Origin of the sequence: Faecalibacterium sp. Marseille-P9590 (genome assembly GCF_017377665.1) — a bacterium.
Classification (GTDB): domain Bacteria; phylum Bacillota; class Clostridia; order Oscillospirales; family Ruminococcaceae; genus Faecalibacterium.
In genome coordinates this window covers 13,944-35,976 of the sequence record NZ_JAFREF010000018.1, presented here as the reverse complement: position 1 = coordinate 35,976, position 22,033 = coordinate 13,944, and the positions used below count along the sequence as shown (strand labels likewise).

Below are 22,033 nucleotides of genomic sequence, written 5' to 3'. Positions count from 1 at the left end.
ATTTCTTGCCGCTGTTTCCAGCGTGAAAGCCAGTTGGAGCCGCCCTCGCCGGTGCCGGATGTGCCTGCATCTTGTGGCGCGGTCGGCTCCTGCGGGGAAGATTTTGCGGTTTTGGTGTCTTTCTTTCCCTGTGCATTGGCTTTCTTCTTGAGTTTGCGGGCATATCTGCTCTTGGAAATATCCCGGACATTTCCAGCCGCTTTTTCGCCCTCGCTCAATGCCTGCACACCGACGTTTTCATCTTCGTACTGGTCAACCTCCCGATGCACCGCAGACCGGGCGGCATGGGCGGCGTACATTTCCCGTTTCTGCGCCTTGCTCAATCGGCTCAGTTCGTCTGGGGTCAGTTCTGCCTTGCCAAAACGCAAGTGCTGGGCTTTCTCTGCCGCCTTGTCTACATCCGTTTTTAGCTTTTTCTTTTTGGGCACCGACTGCTCCACCTTGGCTTTTTTCGGGGGAGAACGGGTCTTTTTTGCGGACGGCTCCTCTCTGAGATTCAGCTTCGGTTCACTCATTTCTGTGCGCCCTCCGAAACTTCGCCCAACTTGGTGGTCATAATCCGGTAGAGTTCCAGATCGGTGGGGAAGCGGTCAATGAAGGGCAGAATGACATTGCCGAAAAAAAGTAACCCCTCACCCTCGCCGGAGTGGGTGACGTAGGAAAGCTGATGGGGCGAAATGTTGAGTTGCTTTGCGAGAATTTGCCGGTCTCCCGCCGCCTGATTCAGCATGATGATCATGTCCGAATTTTCAAAAATATTCTCGACCTCACGAGAAGAAAGGAGGTCTTTGACGTTCTGCGTCAATCCGGTCGGGATGCCGCCCCATTTGCGGAAACGCTTCCAGATCTCGACGGAATAAGCGGCAGTCTGCTCCTCTTTCAGAAGCAGGTGCATCTCGTCCATATAATACCGTGTGGACTTTCCGCTGCTGCGGTTTGCCGTGACACGCCCCCAGACCTGATCCTGCACGATGAGCATTCCGAGCTTCTTCATCTGCTTGCCGAGTTCCTTGATGTCGTAGCAGACGATGCGGTTGTTGACGTTTACATTGGTGCGGTGGTTGAACAGATTCAGACTGCCCTTGACGTAGATTTCCAGAGCGGTAGCAACATGATGAGCTTCTTTCTCGTCCTGCTGGAGCAGGGCGTTGTACAAGTCCTCCAGAATCGGCATATTCTCCGGGCAGGGGTCAGCAAAATATTTCCGATAAATCAGATGCACACAGCGGTCAATGACCGTCTTTTCCACCGGGAGCAGACCTTCCTTGCCGCCGACAACCAGTTCGCACAGAGAAAGAATAAAGTCCGCTTTCAGGGACAGCGGATTATCTTCTTCCGAATAGTTGGCGTTAATGTCCATCGGGTTGATGAACTGGGTGCTGTTGGGGCTGATTTTAATGACCTGTCCTTTCAGTCGGTTTACCAGTGGGGAATATTCGCCTTCGGGGTCGTTGATGATAATATCATCATCCGTCACCAGAAAGGCATTTGCGATTTCACGCTTTGCCGAGAAACTTTTGCCGGAGCCGGGAGTACCGAGGATAAGTCCATTCGGATTTTTCAGCTTCTTTCTGTCCACCATAATCAAATTGTTGGAGAGAGCATTCAAACCGTAGTACAGAGATTCTTTGCCGGACTGGTAAAGCTCCTGTGTGGTGAATGGAATGAAAATGGCCGTACTGCTGGTAGTAAGGCCGCGCTGAATCTCAATCTGATTATCGGCCAGCGGCAGAGAGGACATAAGCCCCTGTTCCTGCTGGTAATCCAAGCGGCACAGATTGCAGTTGTGCTTCTGTGCGATGGAGCTTGCCTGAAAGACATTGTTTTCCAGTTCCTGTTCGGTACGCCCGGTGTTCAGCACGAGGAATGTCACCAAAAACATTCGCTCGTTCTGGCTCTGCAATTCTTTCAGCAGGGCTTTGGCATCACGGCCATAGGTCGCCAAATCGGACGGAATGATGTCAATATCATACCCGGCGCGGATTGCTTTCTTCTGCTCCTCAATCTTGCTTCTATCAAGTTCAGTAATCGTGCGCTTGACCGTTTTAATGGCGCGGTTCTGGTCAACGCTCTGAATGTGCATGGTGACAATCTGGCTGGAATCCATATCCAAAAAATCTTTCAGAAGCTGGTCGCTGATGTCGGAGGCCGTGATGCTCAGAAAACTGGCGGCACAGTAGATTCCGCCCATTTGGAACGTCCGGGAATTTCTGAAGGCGAAAGCAGTCGGTGCAATGGCATCTTTCACCGAAAGGCCGCTTTTCACGAGATCATTCCATTCAAAACGGAACTTCGATTCACCGTCCATGTGGAACATATCGTGCATGAGCTTGAGCCGTTCCGTACCATTCAGCGGCTTGGCCTGAACACCCAAACGGTGGAAGTTGTTGAGCAGATCGTTCTGCACATGGTCGAGCCGTGTTTTCACCTGACGCATACTCTCGCCCTCCACGCCAAAGGTGATGAACTTGGTCTTAGTCAGACCATTATTGCCCTTGGCAAGCTGCTGGCGCAGCATCAGCGAATACTCAGCCCGCACATCATCGAAACCGTCTTTCTGGAACGGAATACGGATGCTCTTTTCAAACTCACTGCTGTCCGTTGCCATGTTCACAAAGGACAGTTCAAACTTGATGCTGGAATCGAAGAAGTTCAGAAAACTGCACCATTCCTCGAAAATAGCAGTTTTGTCCTCCTGCTGGGCGAGCTGGTAATTGATGTCTTGGTAGGCGATTGTCCGGGTGTAGTAGTTCGGCTTCACCCGGCAGGTTCCATCCTCAAACATCCGCTGCATGGGAATGGACTGCTGCGCTGTTCGGGGAACAGTGGACTTCGGCGGCTTTTTCTTGCCGCCCTTACTGGTCTTTTTCCAAAACGGCATGGGTCACGCCCCCTTTCATAAGCAGTGCATAATAGTTGTTGGTCTTATAAGGTCGAATCTTCGGACGCAGGAACCGCGCCTGAACATAGTGGGACAGCAGCTTTTCCAACGGCTGACCGTTTTTCCCGTACATACCGAGAAAGAAGGCGGGCAGCATGACCGCCATCATACCGAGGGTGGCGGCAGAGTTGCCGCCAGAATCCCGGAGCAAAAAGAAAAGCGGCACTCCAATCAGTGCCGCCGAACCAAAACAGATGAGCTGCCGTTTTGTCAGATTGAATACGACCTTCGATTTAACTTTCGTAAGGTCACGCGGAACAGAGATATACGCAGCCAAAATTCACACCTCCTTTTAATGTGCGCCCAGTACACTTTTTGTGACCGAGCTGGTTTTGAACAGACTAAAACAGAGCAGGACGGTATACCCAACGATTGACCAAATCGAACCGATGGCATCGCCGGAAATCGCCACATTCTGAATCAACACGGCATAGATGGCCACGCAGATGAGGATGAGAAAGCCCTGAAATCCCAGCGCAAACAAGCATTTCAGATAGTTCTGTCCCATGTGGCTCTGTTCATGGTTGCCCCATGTTGCCATGGGAATCGGCGCAAGGCTCACCATACAGTAGATCTCAATCATGCGTCCGTACACAATGACGAAAATCACGATTGAGAGGATTCTCATGGTGATGCCGATGAAGAAGCTCTGCAAAAAAAGCCCGAAGAGTGGACCGACATCCATTTGCATCAGACTGGCTTCCAGCATCGACAGGCCGATTTCATTGACGCGAGTATTGCCCGCAATAATGCCGCTGGAATCGGACACGACTTTCTGCGTCAGGTCAAAGACTGCCATCACAATATCGAACGTGTTGGAGATGAACCATACTGAAACAGCGGTCTTGAAAATCCAGCGCATAATAAGTGCTGGCTCAAACTGCGCCATGTTGTTATGCTGGGTTATCATTTCAATCAGTTCGTAACAGGCGATAAATGTGAGGATAATGCCCGCAATCGGCAGAACCACGTTCCGGGAGAGCGATTCGATCATCGCAAAAACGCGTGGTTCAAAGGCCGATGGCCGTGTGCCGACCTGTTGCGCAATGTCACCGACCTGCTCATTTACGGCATCGAACAGCCCGGACAGGTTTGACATGATGCCAGCCGTCAGGATACCCTTTATCCAATCGGCTATGGCTTTGAGAACGGTTTCCATTCAGCAGTCACCGTCCTTTAGGTGAAGTGATTGATAAGGGTCTTGAGAAGGTTCAGAACAAAAATAATGTGGGTCAGAAGCTGCATAATAGCACCGCCTTTCGTTGATGGGTGGATGGTCTTGCAGCAATTCACTTCCTATTATAATAGGGGCTGTTATCCACAGCGAGGATTGAAGCGATTGCGTATGTACAGGCGGAATAAATCCGCCCGCTGTTCTTAACCGAACAGGCCGCTCAGCAGAGGAATCAGGGTAATGCCGACCAGCGCGACACCGCCGCCAGCCATGAGCTGCTTCATACCCTGACTCTTGCTGCCGGGGTTATCGTTGCCATAACCTTCCAGCAGGTTGATGGCACCCCAAACGCCGAGGCCAGCACCCAGAGCGACAACCAGAGTCTGAAGAACTTCGATAGCAGAGTTAAAGAATTCCATAGTCGTTTCTCCTTTATAATTGAAAACTTGTAGACCGTCCGTACACACCTGAAGCCATAATAGTTGAGCCGCAAGCTGCGGTGGGAGTTGACTTGCTGGTGTACCTCTCTGGCCGGGTAAAAATAAAGCCGCCTACCGAATCAGGCAGACGGGAGCGAATCAGCGTCCACCACGATGAACTCATCACCGGGGTGGATTTTTTCTTTTCGGTTCAGATATTTTTCAATATCGAATCGGTTCTTTTCGTCAAAATCAGAAGTGAGCTTGTAGTTCGGGTGCTGAGTCAAATCGTACTTGTCCGAGAGAAAAGGCCGCACACCGCGCAACTGCAAAATGCACTTGCCGCCATCCAGCACAGCCAGCTCATCTCGACTTAATAATTCGTGACCCAATTTGGAGTAATTTGTGCCGTAAGATGGGGAGTTCCCACGCGTATCCGAAGTGTTGTACGCATCAATCGTTTCCTTGCCCAACATTTCAGACAGGTCTTTCAGTGTGCCGGGTTCTGAACCGCCGAGAAAAATCTGACTGTCCATATTGCCGATGATGGTGTCGGCATTATCCTTGTAGATAGCCTTTAACTGGCTTTTCGCCTGCAAAACAAGGCAAGCCGAAATCTCACGGCTGCGGATGGTTGCCACCAGCTTTTCCAGATTAGGAATCTGCCCGATATTAGCGCATTCATCAATCAGACAGCGTACATGAATGGGCAGCTTGCCGCCGTACACATCGTCTGCTTTGTCGCACAAGAGGTTAAAAAGCTGGGTGTAGACCATCGAAATCAGGAAATTAAAGGTGCTGTCCGTATCCGACATGATGAGGAACAGAGCTGTTTTCTTATCGCCCAGCGTATCCAGTTGTAGCTCATCATACATCGTTAAATCACGCAATTCTTGAATGTCGAATGGGGCAAGCCTAGCACCGCAGGAAATGAGGATGGATTTTGCGGTCTTTCCGGCAGCTAATTTATAGAGCTTGTACTGCCGTCCTGCAAAGCTGTTCGGCTTCTTTTTGGCTAAATCCTCAAAGAGCAAATCAACTGGATTTTGGTATTCTTCATCGTCCTCCAGCACCTGCATGGTATTGAGCATTTCCAACAGTGTTGCAAAATTCTGCTCCTCCACAGGGGCTTCATAATGCAGATAGGCGATCAGTGCAGTGAGCAAAAGACGTTCACTTTTCTCCCAAAATGGATCGCCGCCAGACCCCTCACCCTTGGTGTTGGTCATAAGCGTTGTCACCAGCTTCAAAATGTCTTTTTCGCTGTGAACGTAGCTGAACGGATTGTAGTGCATCGACTTTTTGAAGTTGATGGTGTTCAGGATTTTTACCTTATAACCGTTTTTCAGCATGGCTTGCCCACATTCAAGCACGATCGTACCTTTCGGGTCAGTGACCACATAGGAACTGTGACATTGCAGGAGGTTTGGTTTCAGCCAAAATCTCGTTTTGCCGGAGCCAGAGCCGCCGACCACCAGCACGTTTTTGTTTCTCGCGTTCTTGGGGTCAGGTGGGCGGTTGCTCATCATCAACCGCTCTGTTTTGGTTAAAATAATGTTGTCGGCAAACTTCGGAGCTTGAAAAGGTTCAATGTCCTTGGGTGTACCCCATCGGGCAGAGCCATATTCCATGCCGTGCCGATATTTCTTTGCATTTTTGCTTCGCAAATATACGGCAAGCCGTAACCCTGCGCCGCAGAAAAAGCCGATAAGCAAATCCAATGGGTGCAAACTGGGCAGCGGATTCGCAAAGGCTAAAGGCAGCGTTCCCACCATAGACATGATTTTATCGCCCAGTTCTTTGCCCTCGGCCAGCCGCCATGCTTCACCGAAATTTGTTGCCACCAGTCCCAGCAGGATATAGGGCAGATACAGAGCCAGCCATTTTGTGAGCTTTTTCGTGTTCATAGGCCGCGCTCCTGCTCTTTATGCCGGACTTTTCCGGTGAGTTCTGCAGCAGCTTGTACCAGCTCATGCAGCTTTTCCAGTACAGAAGGACGGTTCACTTTGTTTAGCAGGGATGCCGAATACTCTTTGAACGCTGCATTAAAAGCATCTGCATCCGGGGCTTTGAAAAAGACCAAATACCGGGGTGGCACTTCGGAGGTGTCTTTCTGGATAGCGTAGTCGATGCCGTACTTTTTGGCGTACCGCTCAAAATCACGGATGCCTGTTTTGCTGATTTCTACGCTGGACACACCCCGATTTTGCCGCAGGAGCATTCGGACGCTCTGCTTGCCGCTCGACTTATCAGCCAGTAATTTTGACTGATACTCCCGAAGTGCTGTTCGGCCAGCGTTCAGAATCGTCCGGGCGGTCAGCTTTGTGGTGGATACCACAATGTTGAATGTTTTCTGTTCGACTTCTTCCTGCACGTTCATCACCGTCCCTTGCCGTCTGCATCAGCGCAGCCACGAAGAAGCCGCAGAGTGCGCCGAACTCAAAAAATGCGAAACAGATGAAAAAATTCAGCATGGCGCACCTCAGTCGATGCAAATACAGGTCAGTTCCTGACCGTCTGCCACCAGCGTGACGCTCTGCATTTCCAGATAACTCTGGAAACGGTAAATGTCCTCCACTGTCAGCGAAACGATGCGGCCGCTGCTGTCTGTGCGGTAGAAAATGACCGCACCCGTCAGATAGTGCTTGCCCGCCAGCGTCAGCACCTGTGCCGGGTTGTAGCTGATGAACAGCGGCGCGCCCTTGATAGTGATGGTGGCATCTTCTTCATCAAAGCAGGGCAGAATGTGGGGCGCATCTTCCTCCATGATGATGGTCAGTTCCATGTCCGGGGCGATAGCGGCGAGATAAATATTGGCATCCGGCTTGTGTCTGCCGGGGGATGCCGCATGGTTCAGCACGGACAGGATGCTCACATCCACGGTGATCTGTTCCGTGCGGACAGTACAAGAAGTGGGATTGAAAGGAATCGTGTTGTCCATAGGCTTTACCTCCTGAATTTTTGCAAAATAAAAAGACCCAATCGGGTCTTACGATTCAAGGCATAATCAGCGTTCATTTTTGCGCTGCTGCTTTTTCTGCCACGCATCCAGAAGCTGAATGATTTTTTCTTCCATCTGCCGGGGCGTATAACTGCGAGGAAAATATTTGCGCAGGGTTTCATTTTTGATGGTCACAGTATCCAACTCGCTTTTCTTTTCCTCCCCCATAATGGCGACAACGGCATCAGAGGTGAATTTTCCCGCCTGTGCCAGCTTTTTGATACGCTTTGCCTGTGAAACGGAAGGCGCGTTTTGGGTATCGTCCATTGCCTTTATCATCTCCTGCTGTTGTTCAGCAGAGAGATAAGACAATTCTACCGCAGGATTAAATGATACTTTTTTCTCATCCACCATATTGAGCAGTTCAGGTATAAGGTTCGTCAGCCGGACATAGCGTTGCACGGTATCTCCGCTGATACCTTGGCTTTTTGCAACTGCATCATCGCTGCGAAACTTCGCCGCATTTTGCGGCGAAGTTAAATCTGACCTAGCACCTTGATTTTTTAGAGCTTCCAGCTTCATTTTGTAGGCAAAAGCCCGCTCACTGGGCAGGATGTGTTCACGCTGCAAATTGGAATCCACCATCAACAGAACAGCGGCATTATCGTCCATGTTGCGGACGATGACCGGCAGCGTTTCCAGCCCGGCAAGTTTAGCCGCATACTGACGGCGGTGCCCGGAGATGATCTCATAGCCATCACCGTCTGGGCGAGGGCGGGCAATCAGCGGAGCCAGCACACCGTACTGTGCAATGCTCTCCACCGTCCGGGTCATGGATTCATTGTCCAGCACCTTGAAGGGGTGGTTTGTGAAGGGGTGCAGCGCATCAATGGGAATCTGCTGCACCTGCTCCCGCTGTTCCTCCTGTCGGTTTTCTTCGGTGGAAAACAGGTCATCTAGTCCTTTCAGAGCTAAGTTTCCGTTGTCGATCGGCATCTGCCAGCACCTCCTTTGCAAGAGATTTGTAGGCATCTGCCACCTTTCCCTTGGGGTCATAGGCAAAAATGCTTTTGCCTGCCGCACTGGTTTCTGCCGCACGGACGGAGCGGGGAATGGTCTGCTCAAACACCTTCAGGTGTTTTCCGTATGCCTGCCGGATCAGATTGCTGATCTGTTTTCCGTAATTGGTGTGGCTGTCCGTCATGGTCAGCAGAATACCCTCAATTTTCAGCTTGGGGTTGATCTGCCGCCGGACCTTCTGCACCGTCTGCAAAAGCTGTTCCAGACCTTTTGCGGAAAGATACTGCGCCTGCACGGGAATCAGGGCAGCGTCCGCCGCTGCCAGTGCGTTAATGGTCAGCATCCCCAGCGAGGGCATACAGTCAAGCAAAATGAAATCGTACTCCCGCTTGGCACTGTCCAGCACCTGCTTGAGCATCTTTTCCCGGTTCATGCTGTTCACAAGGGCAACTTCCAGCCCTGCCAGTTCGATGTTTGCTGGGATCAGGTCAACGCCCTCCGCATGGTGCAGGATGCCCTCACCGGGCTGGATGGGCTGGTCGTTCATGGCTTTCTGCATCAGGGTAGAGAGGGTGGTGGGCAGTTCATCGGGCTGCTGCCAGCCCATGCTGATGGTCAATGACCCTTGCGGGTCGGTATCCACCAACAGGACTTTTTTACCCTCCATCGCCAGCCCAATGCCTAAGTTCTCACAGGTGGTGCTTTTCCCCACACCACCTTTTTGATTGGTGACTGCGATAATCGTAGCTTTCTTTGCGATAACATCACCCCGCTTTCGGTGAACCGCGCGCAAAGTCGTGGTTCGTCTTGTTCTGATAGTAGAGGTTCATGGTGGTGGGCGCATTGTAGAGCATCGCCAGCAGATACTGCTTCATGTTCCGCACCGGGGCGGTGTTTTCTGCCAAACAGCCCAGCACAAAACGGATGTGGTCAGCGTTCAGCTTTTTCAGCCGGCTGCGTACCACCTCGGTGGGCTTGTCATCTCCGGCGATGCGCAACATCTTGCGTTTGGTGGAACAGGTATCCACAAGCAAGTCTACGATCTGATAGATGGTGTCCTCATCGTCCGGGCAGAGCCGGAGCAGAAGGTCCACCTCCAAAGACTGAGAAAAATAATCCTCAAGCTGCTCCCGGATGCCCCTGGAATAGATAGGGTCAGGATCGTTCCACTCTGTTTTATTCTTATCAGTCTTATTTGCTTGCGGTTTTGGCTGCTCCAGAATTGCGCTTTCGGCAGCACCTGAATTGCTGTTTGGGCAATTCTGTACTTGCGCTTTTGGCAGTCCAGACGAAAAGTCCTTGACGTAGATCAGGCTGGGTCTGCCCAGACCACGGCGTTTGCGCTCGATGAGGTCGATGTCCTCTAGTTCCCGGAACAGCTTGACCGCCTTGTGTTCGGCACAGCAGAGAGAGTCCTGCACTTCCCGGACAGTGTAGATGATATACACCCGGCCCTGCTCGTCCAGCCAGCCGTTCTTTGCAGACAGGCTCATGCGGTCCAGCAAGATGCCGTACAGCGTCCGGGCATCGGTGGAGAGCTGCCGGAAACGATGGTCTTGGAACAGTGCTTTCGGGATGCGGAAATAGGAGAACAATTCGCCCGACTGACCGTAGAAGTAGTCGTAGTTCATGGTATTAACGGATCATCAGCTCACGGTCTGCGGCACCTTTCATATACATGGCTTCTGCGATGTCACATTCTGCCAATATGACAGCGGACTCCAAATCAAGGTACTTGCGTTTCTGCTCATCGTTCAGCATCCGAAAGAACTCCCGTTCGATTGCGTCACGCTTACTTGCTGCCGGTTGGTATCGCGGTGTTTTCAGCAGCTCCTCCCATTCAGGCTGTACGGCTTTGTTAAAATAGTTCAGCATAAAGTCTTTATCCATAGGCATCCTCCTTTTGAAATGTGTTGTGGACAAAAATAAAAGCGCATCTTCCATTCATTGAGAGTAGAAGTTGCGCTTTTACGGTACATCGTATTTTATTGCAAATTAGGATGCGATACATCTGAACCCCAAGTGAGCTACATCTCAAGGGCCTGTAACTCACTTGTCTGCCAACCATATTACGCCCCAAATTGCTTCATCTTGAAAATCAGCGGCTTGGAGACCATACTTGCGACCAAGAAAGGCCGCCAGCATGGCTGCACCTTTTATATGAACGAATACACGTTGATTTTCCTTTTCTCACGGTGCATAAGGTGTGCACAAAAGCGAGACTGTTGGGAGAGCGTTCGGTTCGCATCCGAGAGGTCAAGGGTTCGAATCCCTCTAGGTCCACCAATCTGCCGCATCGTTTTGTACGATGCGGCGTTTTTTATGTCCAAAAAACTTTGGCGGACCGTGCCGGGTTCCGAACCCTGAAGTCGGATGCGAACCGGGCGGGGTCATCCATGTACTTTTTGAAAATCCATCGGTTTCACGCTTCTTTCTTTGAATTTTACACAGTGCTGCGGGCAAGCGCATCGCTTTTATGCCCCCTTTTCGGAAATTTCTTCAAAAATCTCCGCACCATCGTAGGTTGACACAGCCTTGAGCTGCTCCACTTGGTTGAAGCTGGCGTTCAGGGTGATCGAGATTTCGTAGTCTTTTCGGACACGAATCTCCGCAATGAACTGCTGCAAGATAGCGCGGCGTTCATCGTGGTTGGCGGTGTCGTACACATCCGCCCATGTAAACAGCTCGTTGCAGATGTAGTTGCTGCGCTTTGCCGTTTTGGTGGCTTCTTCGTATTCTTCCTGTGCCTGAACAAGCTGCTTTTCCAGAGTTTCCAGTGCATCTTTTGCTTCGGCCACCAGTGTGCCGAGCAGTTCTTTGTCCAAGGCACTTACGCCCCGAATGACCAGAATGGTTTCGGCTTTCAGGTCGTCCAACTCTTTCTGCTTGGCTTCCAAGTCTTTCTGGATTTTCTTGATTTTCTTCTGGATGCGGGCGGCATCGTTGGTCTTGACCGATTCCAGCAGCTTCTTCCGGGAAACCTCGCGGAACTGTGCGAAGATCTGCCGGACAACTTCTTCTACAATGGAATCCAGCTTAGAAACGCCATAGCCGGACTGCCCATCGCAGTCACCCGGATGCCGGATCTTATAAAAGCAGCTATACCGGGGCCGGACTTCTCCCATGCCGGATACGGCCAGCACATGATTTTTCACCAACATGAAAATACGGTCGGCATCAGCACTATGATTTTTGGTGCGCTTTTTGACGTTGGAAACTTCCAGCAATCGAGACAGTCGGAAGTACCATGTGGTCATCTTGAACCACGGAAGCAAATAGGTCGATCTCATTATCAATAATCCTCCAGTTATTTTACGGAATGTGAGCATTCGGACAAAAAGGATCGTGGTGGCGCACGACACCTTGCCCTTAAAAGCGCAAAAACGCCAGCCTCCCATTGAGGGAAGCTAGCGCAATATTGCACATCGGCATGATTATGGGTGGTGAAGCGGAACGATTGTGCCGGTTTGTTTGCAGTCTGGTCTACGGCAGCAGACAGGCTTTTTTTGATGCGTTACCCCAATAAAAAATCACAGTTACCTCCACAAACAGCAACTGTGATTGGATAGCGCATGAAATCGCCCAGACGAGTTACCGTTTTTTATAACTCGACCGGGAAAAGGCATAAATCAGCACAATAGGACAAAATCACCCGAACGATGATGTTGTACTGTTCTTTCTGTAAGAACGATACAATACTATTGAGGTGATGTTATAACCACCCGTCACCCCCCTGCCGCAAAGGCGCTGAAGGGCAAAAAGGTGAATACCATAGCCAGCGTCAAAAGGGCACTGACAAGGCGTGTTCGTTTTGAGAATCGTTGTTTCATGGGGTGCTCATTTCTGTTTGCAAAGTGTTCCCCTCAGATTTTGCGGGGCGAAACCATGTTTTTGACCCTGCGGGGGTCAGCCGGTCTGCGCGGTAGAGGGCAGAATGGTCATTCTGCCGTCCACGGCGGCGTCCACCATCTCGTGCTCCCGGAAATACTCCATCAGGATATCCTGACAGGAGGTTGCCACGCTGCGAGGCTTCTGCAGCTTGCAGATGGTTTCGTAGGAGATGTTGAAAAAGCTCTCGATGTTTTTGAAGTGGTAGTTCTGCAGCCCCACGGTGAACAGGGCATCGTCGCTGATCTCCTTGCCCACCTCCTTGCCGCAGTAGGTAAAGTAATCAAAGTCGCCCTTGGCGCGGTCGTAGCGCAGCCGCAGGGTGGAGGGCAGCTGGTAGAACTCGGTGTGGCCGGTGTAGGCCTCCTCCCGCAGCATGTAGTGGAGCATCTGGCGCAGCTGCCGGCCTGTCACCTTGAACATGAACACGCCATCATCGTAGGGGAAGCCCTCGATGAGGTCGCCGTAGGTGACGATGGGGCCCAGCTTTTCGGCCCGGATGCTGCCGGAGCCGATGAGCATAATATCGATGCCAAGGCTGCGGGTGAAGATGTCCGCAAACAGGTTGCCCAGCTCGGTCTCCCGGGTGCGCTCCGGGTGGGTCAGCTCCCGGCGGAAGCGCCCTACGATGTGGCTGTACTTTTCGTCCACCTGACTGGTGAAGCGGTGCAGCACCTGCTCCATGGCGGGGTTGCGGGGGCAGGTGTCGGCGGTGATGGGCACCGTGTGCCATGTGTAGGAATCGATGCAGTTGTTGTCCGTGTCCACAATGATGTCAAAGCGGCCGATCTGGTCGGTGCCGGTGCCCGCCTGCGCAATGACCACGCCGTTTTCCTCGGCGGCATGGTCCAAAAAGGTGTGGCTGTGCCCGCCGATGATCAGGTCCACCCCCCAGGCCGGGTCCAGCTGGCGGGCCAGGTGTTTGTCCTCCTCAAAGCCGATGTGGGTCAGCAGCACGGTAAAATCAATGTCGATGCTGTTGTGGGCGTTGCAGATTTTGCCCACCTCGGCGGCAGCGGCGGCGGTGTCCACAAAGGACCCCACCAGCGATTCGGACTTGGTCTGGTTGATGACGTCTTGCGTGATGATGCCGATGAAGAGGATGTTCATCCCGTCTACCTGCAGGATCTTGTAGGGGGTAAACAGCCGGGTGGGGGTGTTTTTGATGTAGAGGTTGGCGTTGATGATGGGAAAGCGCGCGCATTTTTCGATGAACAGCAGGTGGGCGATGCCGTAATCCACCTCGTGGTTGCCGATGGTGACGATGTCCGGGGCAAGGGCGTTCATGATCTCGATGGTGGAAAGCCCCTTGTATTCGGAATCGATGACCGAGCCCCGGAACATATCCCCCGCGATGGCGTAGAGGGTGTTGGGCTGTTCTGCCCGCACTTTTTCAATGTAGCCGGACAGCATGGAAACGCCGCCCACCAGTTTTTCGTCCACCTGCTCTGCCAGAAAGTCTCCGTGCAGATCATTGGAGTGGAGGATGGTGATCTTTTTGGTGTGTTTCATGGTGCATTCCTCCCGGTGTGGGTCGGCAGCGGTCAGCCCATGGCCTCCTGCCGCGCAAAGTAGACAGTATTGACAAGGCTCAGGTAGCTCTCCTGGCCCTCCAGATAGCACTTGAGGGCAAGGGTGTCCTCGTCCTCCAGCGTGACGGCGTAGCGGGAGCCGTCCTTTCCGGTAAAGGTAGCGTACCACTCCTGATTGGTCTGGAAGGGCACCTCCGGGGTGCCCTCCTGATAGAACAGATCGGCTTCTTCCACGTTCAGCTCCGGGTAGGGGGTGATGTAGCTGGCGGTGAAGGGCAGCTGGCTGCCTTCGGTGTCGGCGTCGGTGGGCAAAAAGCACATCCGGTCGGCGTCTGCGGGGTCAGTGTCAAAATAGCCCTCGTCGGTGTCGCGGCCGGTCTCCAGCCAGTTGCCCTCCAGCGACCAGGGGCTGGTGTCGGTCTCCCAGTCGTCCCCTTCCGGGTAGATGGTAAAATCGCACACGCCCTCGGCTTCCACCACATGGCCGTTCTCGCCGGAAAGGAATGGGCTGAATACCAGCTCTTCGCCGGTGCTGGGGTACAGCTCCACCTCGGTGTTGGGGGCGATATCGCTGATGTTGCACAGCAGCAGGATGGGCTGGCCGTCCTCGCTGTAATAGAGCTGTTTACCGCGCTGGAGCGGGTTTTCGGCATCGTCTGTCAGGCTCGTCTCGTAGACGAACAGGGTGGCATCCGGGTCCTGCGGGAAGATGCAGTACAAATCGCACCCGCCGTCCGGTGCCACGACCCAGTGATCCTGCGGGATGTCGTAGACGAAGCCCCACAGCTCCCGCAGGTCGGTCTGGCTGTCCAGCACCTTCTGCACATCGGTGGTGATCTCGTAGGAGCCGCCCAGATACAGCACACAGGCGCGGTATTCGTCCTCCCCTGCCAGAAGGCGCATGTAGGTCACGTCCTCCGGCTCGGTGTACTCCTGTTTGGCGGAGGGCGATGCGATCATGTTGTCTCCGTCCAGCATTTTTTCGGGCTTGGAACTGGGGGTGCTGCTGCCGCTGCTGCCGCTGCCGCAGCCTGCCAGACCGATGGCCAGCGCCAGCAGGGCGGCCAGAAGCTTCAGGTTTTTCATAAGTTCTCCTTTCTCATGCCCTGCCGGGGCGCACCTCAGGAGGCAGCGCCGGGCGTTGGGTGTTGGGAAAAATCGTCTATGCCCTCCACCGGCTCCGGGCTGCCGGTCCCGGCAGAAAGCCGGGGCGACCAGTCCAGCGCGCGGCCGGTGGTGCAGTAGACCACCGCCGTGATGTCGGGGGCGTCAGGGGTGCCGTTGCACAGCAGCAGAATGGGCTGGCCATCCTGCTTGCAATAAAGTTCCCGGCCCGTCTGGTGCGGGTACTGGGGGTCCTGCTTTTCGTAGATAAAAAGCGTATCCTCCCTGCGCACGGCAAAGATGCAGTACAGCTCCCGCCCGCCGCCCGGTGCTGCGACCCGGTGGTCTGCCGGGATGTCCGCAACAAACTGCCACGGCTGTTCCTGCAGGCTGTCCAGCGCAGCGTCCACATCGGCGGTGCGCTCCGGGACGCTGCCCAGATAGAGCACTGCGGCAAGGCTGCCGTTCTGTTCGGCCTGCTGCCGCAGCTGCGCCACGGTCACAGCGTCCGGCCGGGGAGCGCTGTCCGAAGCTGCCGCGCCGGAGCGGATGGGGTCGCCGTCCACCGGCCCGCAGCCCGCAAGGCTCAGTGTCAGCGCCAGCAGGGCGGCAAACAGCGTCATGGTCAGGCCCTTCATCTTATGCCCACGGGTCGGCAGACGTGGGGATGCGGATGCCGGTCAGCAGGTACTGCTCCCACAGAAACCACTGTCCGTTGCCCTTGCGGCGCAGCTTGATGGGGCGGGGGTCATCGGCACCGCCGCAGGGGATAAACAGCTTGCAATAGCCTTCCTCCACGTTGGAGGTGTGATTGCTGCCCACCAGCAGGGTGAAGGGCTGGCGGGGGGTATAGCCATTTTCCGGCGATGCACCCACAAAGTAGGAGAAGGGGATGTAGCTCTTGCCGTCCCGGAAGCGGTCGTTCAAAAAGGAGATATCCTGCCCGTTCAGCGGACGGGGACCGCGCAGCCAGTTGAGCATTTCCTTTCCGATGTTCTTGTCGGCACCGTAGGCGCACAGCGCACAGACGGTGAGGGCCGCAGTCTTGAAGGGGGTGTCAAGGCTTGCTTCCGGCAGCGCCTGCATCTGGGCAAGGCTTTCCGGCAGAGCCTGAAAGGTAAAGGTGACGGTCTGGTTGCCGCCGGTGGCAGCCGTGGCCTGCTTCATCTTATCAAAAAGTCCCATGAAAATACTCCTTTCTGTTTCAGCCGTAAAGGGTTCAGCTCCGGTTCGGGTCATGGCGGGGCACGGTCCGCCTGCGGACGATCTTCTGGTTCAGATCCAGACTGAGGTTTGCAAAATAGCCGTTTTCAAAATACCATGCAATGTCCTTTGTGTCCATACCAACTCTGTTGCACAGCCACCGCAGGGGTACTTCTGCCCCGGAGTAGCTCTCCACCCGGCGGGCAATGGTCCTTGCATGGTAGCGGCGGGCCTCCCCGCGGGCAAACAGCGCCAGGGGTACAGCGCCCACCACGATCCAGAACACATAGCCTCCGATGTGGGAATAGTCCTTATCCTGCAAACTCAGGCAGAGGGTATACAGCCCGCCAAAAGAGCAGAACACGCAGAAGGCAAGCCCTGCGTTCCGCAGCCATTTGAGGACACGGGGTATCTCGCCGCGGGCTTTTTCCGAAAGATAAGGGTTCATAAATATGCTCCTTTCAGAACGAACCGCCTCCGCCGCCGTGGGTCGTGCCGCTGGAGGAGGTGTGGGTGGAGCTGCCGCCGGAGCTGTCGGAGTCCTTTGCCTCCACATGCTCGGTGCGGTGCACGTCCCGGTACAGGAACAGCTCCCGGCTGTTGGTCAGTTTCATGCTGCCCTCCCGCACATAGCTGGCGGCGTTCTCCTGGAACGCCACGCTGCGCAGCTGGCTTTTCATCACACTGACGACGACCCATGCCAGCACAAGGCCGATGCCCAGCGCAAGGAACAGGTACATGAGAGACAGCGGCTCCCGGGGCAGGTTATTCACGTCGTAGGGGTGGCCCGCCCGGGCAGCGTCGATGTAGGTATCCGACCACTGGACAAAGGTGCGGAAGGCACCGGCGTAGTCTCCATCGGCCATGAAGGGGGTCATCTGCTGGCCAAGGTACTGGATGCCGGCGTCCGTAAAGGCGGTGATGCCGTAGCCGCAGGTAGAGATGTGCCACTTGCGGTCGCCTACGCTCACCAGCAGCAGCACGCCGTCCATATCGGGGCCGTAGCCGTACTGGCAGTAGTCATACAGATCATCGGCAAACTGCTCCATGCTGTCGGCACCAACGCTTTCCATCGACTCGATGGTGGCAATGGTCACATCGAAGCTCTGGCGCAGGCTCAGCTCTTCCAGTGCGTCCTCCAGCTCGTTGTCCTCGTCCTCGGTCAGCACCTCAGCGTCGTCGAACATGCGGTAGTACAGGTCGGCAAAGCCGCCCTCCACCGCAAAGGCCGGAACAGCCAGTGCCGCCGCAAGGACCAGTGCTGCCAGCGCCGCAAAGAGGGAGCGCAGTCGGTTGGAAGTCTTTTTCATTGTTCGTCCCTCCTTTACAGGATCCGTGCCAGCCACAGCAGCCACATCACGCCGTAGGATGCGGCGGAAAGGGCAGCCGTAAGGCCCAGCATCCACTTGCGGGCAGCGCCCTTGTCCACGGGCAGGTCACCCACGAATCTGCCGGTCTGACCATTCATGGCAAACAGGTAGTTTTCGCCCCGCCAGCTGGTGCTCAGCAGCCAGACCGGGAACAGCGCGTACTTTGCTTTTCCGCCGTGGAGCTGGATGCTGCTGTTTTCCACCTTGACCGAATCGTAGCCGGTAACGGTCTGCTGGAACGTCTCCTCGGTGGAGCGGCGGATGCGCTTGTTGGCCCGCTCGATGCTGTCCTCGGCGCTCACATCGTATTTGTCTGCCACATAGCCGGCCAGATAGGCGGTCTGGAACGGGATGGCGTCCTGCATGGCAAAGGGCTCGATGGACTCCATCAGGTCGTCCTCGATCTTGGAGGAGCCGTCCACCGGAACTGCGTCAAAGCCCAGCGTGCCGTCCCGCCGGACGGAGTAGTAGTTGGTCTCGGTGTAGTCGTATTTGCTGTCCGACCAGCTGCGGGTGCGGGTGGCGGTGAACCGCAGCTGGGCGTCGGCGTCGCTGTCGAAGAGCCAGAAAGGCACATACACTCCCTTGATCTCGTCGATGTGGTTCTGGCTGCGGAACACCCGGGGCAGCAGGGTCTTGCCCTTGAGGTGTTCCTGCAATTTGGCCTTGGCAGCCTTTTTGTCCAGCTTGAAGGGGATGATGAGTTCGGGGCGCAGGTCTCCGGCGAACTGTCCGGTGAGGACGATGGGGTTGCCGCAGAAGGGGCAGGCCGAGGCGGCCATGGTGTCATCGCCCACGATCTCGCCGCCGCAGCTCTTGCAGCTGTAAGTATGCAGACCGGCGGTCTCTCCTTCTGCCCAGCTGCCGCCGGGGGTGGCCCACTCCATCTCGCTGGGCTTTTCGTCCTTCAGTTCCTCGTCATAGCCCTTGAGGGTATCCACGTCGAACTCGGTGTCGCAGTAGGGGCATTTCATTTTCTGGGTGGCGCTGTCAAACTGGATGGCGCCATCGCAGCAGGGGCACTTGTATTCCAGCATTCCTGCCATAGCGTTTCCTCCTGTTATTCCAAAGGGGGCCGGGGGCTCTTCCCCGGCCCCGCTGTTTTTGTGTTGGTCTTCCCGCCGAAGCGGTCGACTCAGAAGTCCGTGGTGATGCGGAACACCACCGGCTCATCCGGCTCGGTGGCTTTGCCGTAGTGGCCCACTGCCAGGAAAGCGTTTTCCTCCAGCGGCAAAAAGACGTCAAAGGTGCAGAACTCTCCGCACAGCTGGCACAGGGTCTCGCGCTCGCCCACGGGAAGGGACTTTTCCAAAAAAGTGCCGTCCGGCGCGTACAGCTCCCACATATAGCCCGTGTCCAGCAGATAGCCGTTGGGGCGCTTCATCATCACGGCGTCAAAGCTGCCCACCGGCTGCGAGCTGCGGGCCAGCTCATTGCCGTCCAGATCAAAGGCAGCAAAGTAATCATCGCCGCTGGATTCCAGCTCGCCCACCGTCAGCAGCTCGTCCCCGCTGAGGTTCAGGGAGGACATGCTGTAGAAGGGGCCGATCTCGTTATCGCCCTCCAGTGTCAGCTCGGTGTACTCGCCGTCCTGCACCAGCACCGGCGCGGAGTTGGTCCAGTAGATCACGGTCAGATCCCGGTCCTTGGAGGAATAGCAGCTGCCCCAGTAGTCCAGTGCGTCGCCGGGCTCTTCCGGGTCGCTGCCGTTCAGATCGTAGCAGTAGACATCAAAGGTGTCCATGGCGTACAGGATGCCATTGCGGTCGATGCTGAGGGCGTTGCTGCCGCCAATGTTGTACTCTGCCACCGGGGTCAGCCGATCGTCCTTGATGGCATACTCGAAGATCTTGGCAGACTGCTCTTCATCGTCTTCGTTGTAGAAGCTGAAGAAGTAATTGCCCCGGTAGCTGTCCGCGTGGATGCAGTGATGCGCTCCGTCCAGTTCCCGGCGGACGTCAAAGGGGATGTACTGCGCCTTAAAGGTGTATTCGCCGATGGTCAGTTCCCCGGTCTGGAACTGGGTCACAGGGGCCCCTGCAGGGGCGGCTTTGTCCTCTGCTGATTCCGGCTGTGCCGAAGCGGACGGGGCACTGCTGCCGGAAGCCGGTGCACTGGAAACGCTGGATGCGCTGGCGGCACCGGAGCCGCCGCAGGCGGTCAGCCCGAGGGCGGCGGTGGCAAGGCCCATGGCCTTGAGGAAATCTCTGCGCTGGATCTTTCTCATATCCGTTCCTCCTTTTGGGGTCACTGCACTTTTGCAAAGGCTTCGTCAGCACGGCGGCTGTACACTGCCATGCCGCCGGTCTGGGCGTCGTTTGCCAGATTGATGTTCTCCACAAAGCGGGCCTTTTCCTCCTCAGAGAGCTGCCCGCCCTTCATGGCGGCAGATGCCACGGCACCCATGGCACCGATCATGCCCATCTGGCCCTTCAGCTCCCGTTCCTCGGCCTTGGACATCCGGCGGCCGAACATGCTGGTCTCATTATCGTGGACCCCGAAGATGTGGTCCAGATGCTGCCGTGCGATGTGGGCATAGCCGATCTCCCGCCGGTCCCGCTTGCTGAAGCAGATGACCAGCTCCTGCTTGATGTAGGGGTGGGGGCGCATGCCCCGCTGGGTCTGGGCCTCGGTGATGCTGCGGGGCTGCACCAGCTTCAGCTTCAGACCGCCGCCGTTGAGGGTGGGTTTCTGGCCCGGCTCCTTGGCGGGGGTCTCGTCCAGATACTCCTCGTAGCTGGCGATCTGATCGTAGCGGATCAGCTCCGGCATCTTGCCCCGGCCGCCGGTGCGGTCGTCGATGTACAGCATTCCAAGCTCATCGCAGAACACCAGCCCCATTTGCGTTGGGGTGGAGGGGTATGCGTTGACCCGGAACTCGGTCTTGTCGAACACCTCGTCGAATACCCGCTTCATCCGGGCCATGTACTCCATGTGCTCCTTTGCTTCGTCCAGCGTCAGCTCACTGAGCCGGATATATTTGGAGCACTTGTTGCCACAGTCGTCGCAGAGGAACTGTCCGTCCCGGAGCTTGGAGCGGTGCAGGGTGCCGCACTCCTTGCCGCAGACGGCACAGTTCTGTTTTGCGAACAGGTTGGAAAAGAATCCCATCATGGTATGCTCCTTTCATTGCTCTGTATTTGTCAGGTCAGGTCTGGTCGCTGTCGTCAAAGGGGTCGCCGCACTCCGGGCAGAACTTGCCGGTGACGGTGGCACCGCAGCTGCAGGTCCAGCTGTCCGCAGCGGGCTTCGGCTCCGGCTTTTTGCTGCCGCATTCCGGGCAGAATTTGCCGGTAACGGTAGCGCCGCAGCTGCACTGCCAGCTGTCCGCCGGGGCGGGTGCGGGACGGCTGACCTGCTGGGGCGCGTCCACGCTGTCCGGACGGGCCTGCTGGCCCATAGCGAACAGGTTCTGGGCGCTCATGCCGCCCATACCGCCTGCACCGGCTGCCATGCCCATGCCCATAAAGCCGGTCATGGCACCGGCGGTGTTGCCGGCGGCGGTCTTCATGGCGTCGATCTGACCACCCACCAGACGGGCGGCAGCGGTGGTGGGATCGGTGGTCATGGCATTCTCTTCCCACTCGGTGATCTTCTTCTGCTGCTCCTCCGGGATGGACAGGGAGTTGATGTTGAAGGAAAACACCTCGATGCCGCGTTTTTTGCGCCAGACATTGGACAGCTGCTCGTTGAGCGCCTCGGAGATCTCCAGCGTGTGGGCGGGGATCTCGTAATACTGCACCTTGTTGGCCGAAAGGGTGGCAAGGGCAGGCTGCAGGGCGTTCATCAGCTCGCTCTTCAGCCGGGGTGCGATCTCGGATGCGTCATACTGGGTGGAGACGTTGCTGCACACGTTGGTGTAGAACAGCAGCGGGTCGCAGATGCGGCAGGTGAAGCTGCCGTTGCACCGCAGGTTCACCGAGAGCTTGTAGCCCCGCTCCTCGCTGACCACCACCCGGAAGGGGATGGGAGTGGCAGTGCCGTACAGGATCTCGCCCAGCTCCTTGGTGTTGATGTAGTACACCCGCTGGTCCTTTCCAGTGTCGCCGCCGTAAGTAAAGCGCTTGGCCACGGTCTGGAATGTTTCCGCCAGACTGTCGCCGAAGTTGCCGGTAAAAACGCTTGGCTCGGTAGAAGCATCGAAGGTGAACTCGCCCGGCTCAGCGCACACCTCCACCACGCGGCCCTGCTCCACGATGAGCATGCACTGTCCGTCTGCCACGGCGATGCCGCTGCCGTTGGTGATGATGTTGTCCTCGCCGTTGTTGGAGCTGCGGCGGGAGGTGCGCTTCTGGCCCTTGACCATCAGCACATCCTTGTCCAGAGAATCGCAGTAGAAAAATTCCTTCCACTGGTCTGCAAGGGTTCCGCCCAGTGCGCCCATACCTGCTTTGATAAGACCCATAGTAATTTCCTCCTGTTATTTGTTTGGTGTAAGCGA

At 55.6% G+C, this 22,033-nt stretch carries 22 protein-coding genes and 1 pseudogene; all 23 read right to left on the bottom strand.

Going from position 1 to position 22,033, the window contains the following annotated elements; all coding sequences use genetic code 11:
* A pseudogene (locus J3349_RS13695) lies at positions 1 to 515 on the bottom strand (NlpC/P60 family protein); the annotation flags it as partial.
* The gene (locus J3349_RS13690) at positions 512 to 2,881 is read right to left on the bottom strand and encodes a VirB4-like conjugal transfer ATPase, CD1110 family (RefSeq protein WP_207677796.1); all 2,370 of its coding nucleotides are present in this window, start codon (positions 2,879 to 2,881) and stop codon (positions 512 to 514) included. The pseudogene J3349_RS13695 and the gene J3349_RS13690, both read right to left, overlap by 4 nt.
* Positions 2,856 to 3,218, bottom strand: a complete 363-nt coding sequence (locus tag J3349_RS13685) for a PrgI family protein (protein WP_207677795.1) — start codon at positions 3,216 to 3,218, stop codon at positions 2,856 to 2,858. The genes J3349_RS13690 and J3349_RS13685 overlap by 26 nt, the downstream gene beginning before the upstream one ends.
* Before the next feature lie 15 nt (positions 3,219 to 3,233).
* A complete protein-coding gene (locus J3349_RS13680; RefSeq protein WP_207677794.1) occupies positions 3,234 to 4,100 on the bottom strand; it encodes a VirB6/TrbL-like conjugal transfer protein, CD1112 family in 867 nt (288 codons plus the stop codon).
* A gap of 218 nt (positions 4,101 to 4,318) precedes the next feature.
* Positions 4,319 to 4,534, bottom strand: a complete 216-nt coding sequence (locus J3349_RS13675) for a Maff2 family mobile element protein (protein ID WP_055186938.1) — start codon at positions 4,532 to 4,534, stop codon at positions 4,319 to 4,321.
* Between the two features lie 140 nt (positions 4,535 to 4,674).
* On the bottom strand, positions 4,675 to 6,441 hold the full coding sequence (locus J3349_RS13670) for a VirD4-like conjugal transfer protein, CD1115 family (RefSeq protein ID WP_207677793.1): 1,767 nt from the start codon (positions 6,439 to 6,441) through the stop codon (positions 4,675 to 4,677).
* Complete coding sequence (locus tag J3349_RS13665) at positions 6,438 to 6,914, bottom strand: PcfB family protein (RefSeq protein ID WP_207677792.1); 477 nt, start codon at positions 6,912 to 6,914, stop codon at positions 6,438 to 6,440. The genes J3349_RS13670 and J3349_RS13665 overlap by 4 nt, the downstream gene beginning before the upstream one ends.
* 102 nt (positions 6,915 to 7,016) lie before the next feature.
* A complete protein-coding gene (locus J3349_RS13660) occupies positions 7,017 to 7,475 on the bottom strand; it encodes a hypothetical protein (RefSeq protein ID WP_207677791.1) in 459 nt (152 codons plus the stop codon).
* 66 nt (positions 7,476 to 7,541) lie between these two features.
* Complete coding sequence (locus J3349_RS13655) at positions 7,542 to 8,471, bottom strand: ParB/RepB/Spo0J family partition protein (RefSeq protein ID WP_207677790.1); 930 nt, start codon at positions 8,469 to 8,471, stop codon at positions 7,542 to 7,544.
* Entirely contained in the window at positions 8,428 to 9,255 is an 828-nt protein-coding gene (locus tag J3349_RS13650; protein ID WP_207677797.1) for a ParA family protein, read from the bottom strand. The genes J3349_RS13655 and J3349_RS13650 overlap by 44 nt, the downstream gene beginning before the upstream one ends.
* A gap of 4 nt (positions 9,256 to 9,259) precedes the next feature.
* Positions 9,260 to 10,126: a DUF6017 domain-containing protein gene (locus J3349_RS13645; protein WP_207677789.1), complete on the bottom strand. Its 867-nt coding sequence runs from the start codon at positions 10,124 to 10,126 to the stop codon at positions 9,260 to 9,262.
* Between the two features lie 4 nt (positions 10,127 to 10,130).
* Positions 10,131 to 10,385 carry a hypothetical protein gene (locus tag J3349_RS13640; protein WP_097793444.1) on the bottom strand — a complete coding sequence of 85 codons (255 nt, stop codon included), beginning with the start codon at positions 10,383 to 10,385 and terminating at the stop codon, positions 10,131 to 10,133.
* A gap of 584 nt (positions 10,386 to 10,969) precedes the next feature.
* Positions 10,970 to 11,785: a hypothetical protein gene (locus J3349_RS13635; RefSeq protein WP_207677788.1), complete on the bottom strand. Its 816-nt coding sequence runs from the start codon at positions 11,783 to 11,785 to the stop codon at positions 10,970 to 10,972.
* Between the two features lie 616 nt (positions 11,786 to 12,401).
* Complete coding sequence (locus J3349_RS13630) at positions 12,402 to 13,895, bottom strand: bifunctional UDP-sugar hydrolase/5'-nucleotidase (RefSeq protein ID WP_207677787.1); 1,494 nt, start codon at positions 13,893 to 13,895, stop codon at positions 12,402 to 12,404.
* 32 nt (positions 13,896 to 13,927) lie between these two features.
* Complete coding sequence (locus tag J3349_RS13625) at positions 13,928 to 15,001, bottom strand: hypothetical protein (RefSeq protein ID WP_207677786.1); 1,074 nt, start codon at positions 14,999 to 15,001, stop codon at positions 13,928 to 13,930.
* A 35-nt stretch (positions 15,002 to 15,036) separates the two neighbouring features.
* Positions 15,037 to 15,657: a gamma-glutamyltranspeptidase gene (locus J3349_RS13620; RefSeq protein WP_207677785.1), complete on the bottom strand. Its 621-nt coding sequence runs from the start codon at positions 15,655 to 15,657 to the stop codon at positions 15,037 to 15,039.
* 1 nt (position 15,658) lies between these two features.
* A complete protein-coding gene (locus J3349_RS13615; protein WP_207677784.1) occupies positions 15,659 to 16,204 on the bottom strand; it encodes a hypothetical protein in 546 nt (181 codons plus the stop codon).
* A 34-nt stretch (positions 16,205 to 16,238) separates the two neighbouring features.
* Positions 16,239 to 16,670: a hypothetical protein gene (locus tag J3349_RS13610; protein ID WP_207677783.1), complete on the bottom strand. Its 432-nt coding sequence runs from the start codon at positions 16,668 to 16,670 to the stop codon at positions 16,239 to 16,241.
* Between the two features lie 13 nt (positions 16,671 to 16,683).
* Positions 16,684 to 17,532: a TPM domain-containing protein gene (locus J3349_RS13605; protein ID WP_207677782.1), complete on the bottom strand. Its 849-nt coding sequence runs from the start codon at positions 17,530 to 17,532 to the stop codon at positions 16,684 to 16,686.
* A 14-nt stretch (positions 17,533 to 17,546) separates the two neighbouring features.
* On the bottom strand, positions 17,547 to 18,638 hold the full coding sequence (locus J3349_RS13600) for a hypothetical protein (RefSeq protein ID WP_207677781.1): 1,092 nt from the start codon (positions 18,636 to 18,638) through the stop codon (positions 17,547 to 17,549).
* An 89-nt stretch (positions 18,639 to 18,727) separates the two neighbouring features.
* Positions 18,728 to 19,819 carry a twin-arginine translocation signal domain-containing protein gene (locus tag J3349_RS13595; protein ID WP_207677780.1) on the bottom strand — a complete coding sequence of 364 codons (1,092 nt, stop codon included), beginning with the start codon at positions 19,817 to 19,819 and terminating at the stop codon, positions 18,728 to 18,730.
* Positions 19,820 to 19,839: 20 nt separating this feature from the next.
* On the bottom strand, positions 19,840 to 20,706 hold the full coding sequence (locus J3349_RS13590) for a DUF4428 domain-containing protein (protein ID WP_207677779.1): 867 nt from the start codon (positions 20,704 to 20,706) through the stop codon (positions 19,840 to 19,842).
* A gap of 34 nt (positions 20,707 to 20,740) precedes the next feature.
* On the bottom strand, positions 20,741 to 21,997 hold the full coding sequence (locus J3349_RS13585; RefSeq protein ID WP_207677778.1) for an SPFH domain-containing protein: 1,257 nt from the start codon (positions 21,995 to 21,997) through the stop codon (positions 20,741 to 20,743).
* Positions 21,998 to 22,033 lie beyond the last annotated feature (36 nt).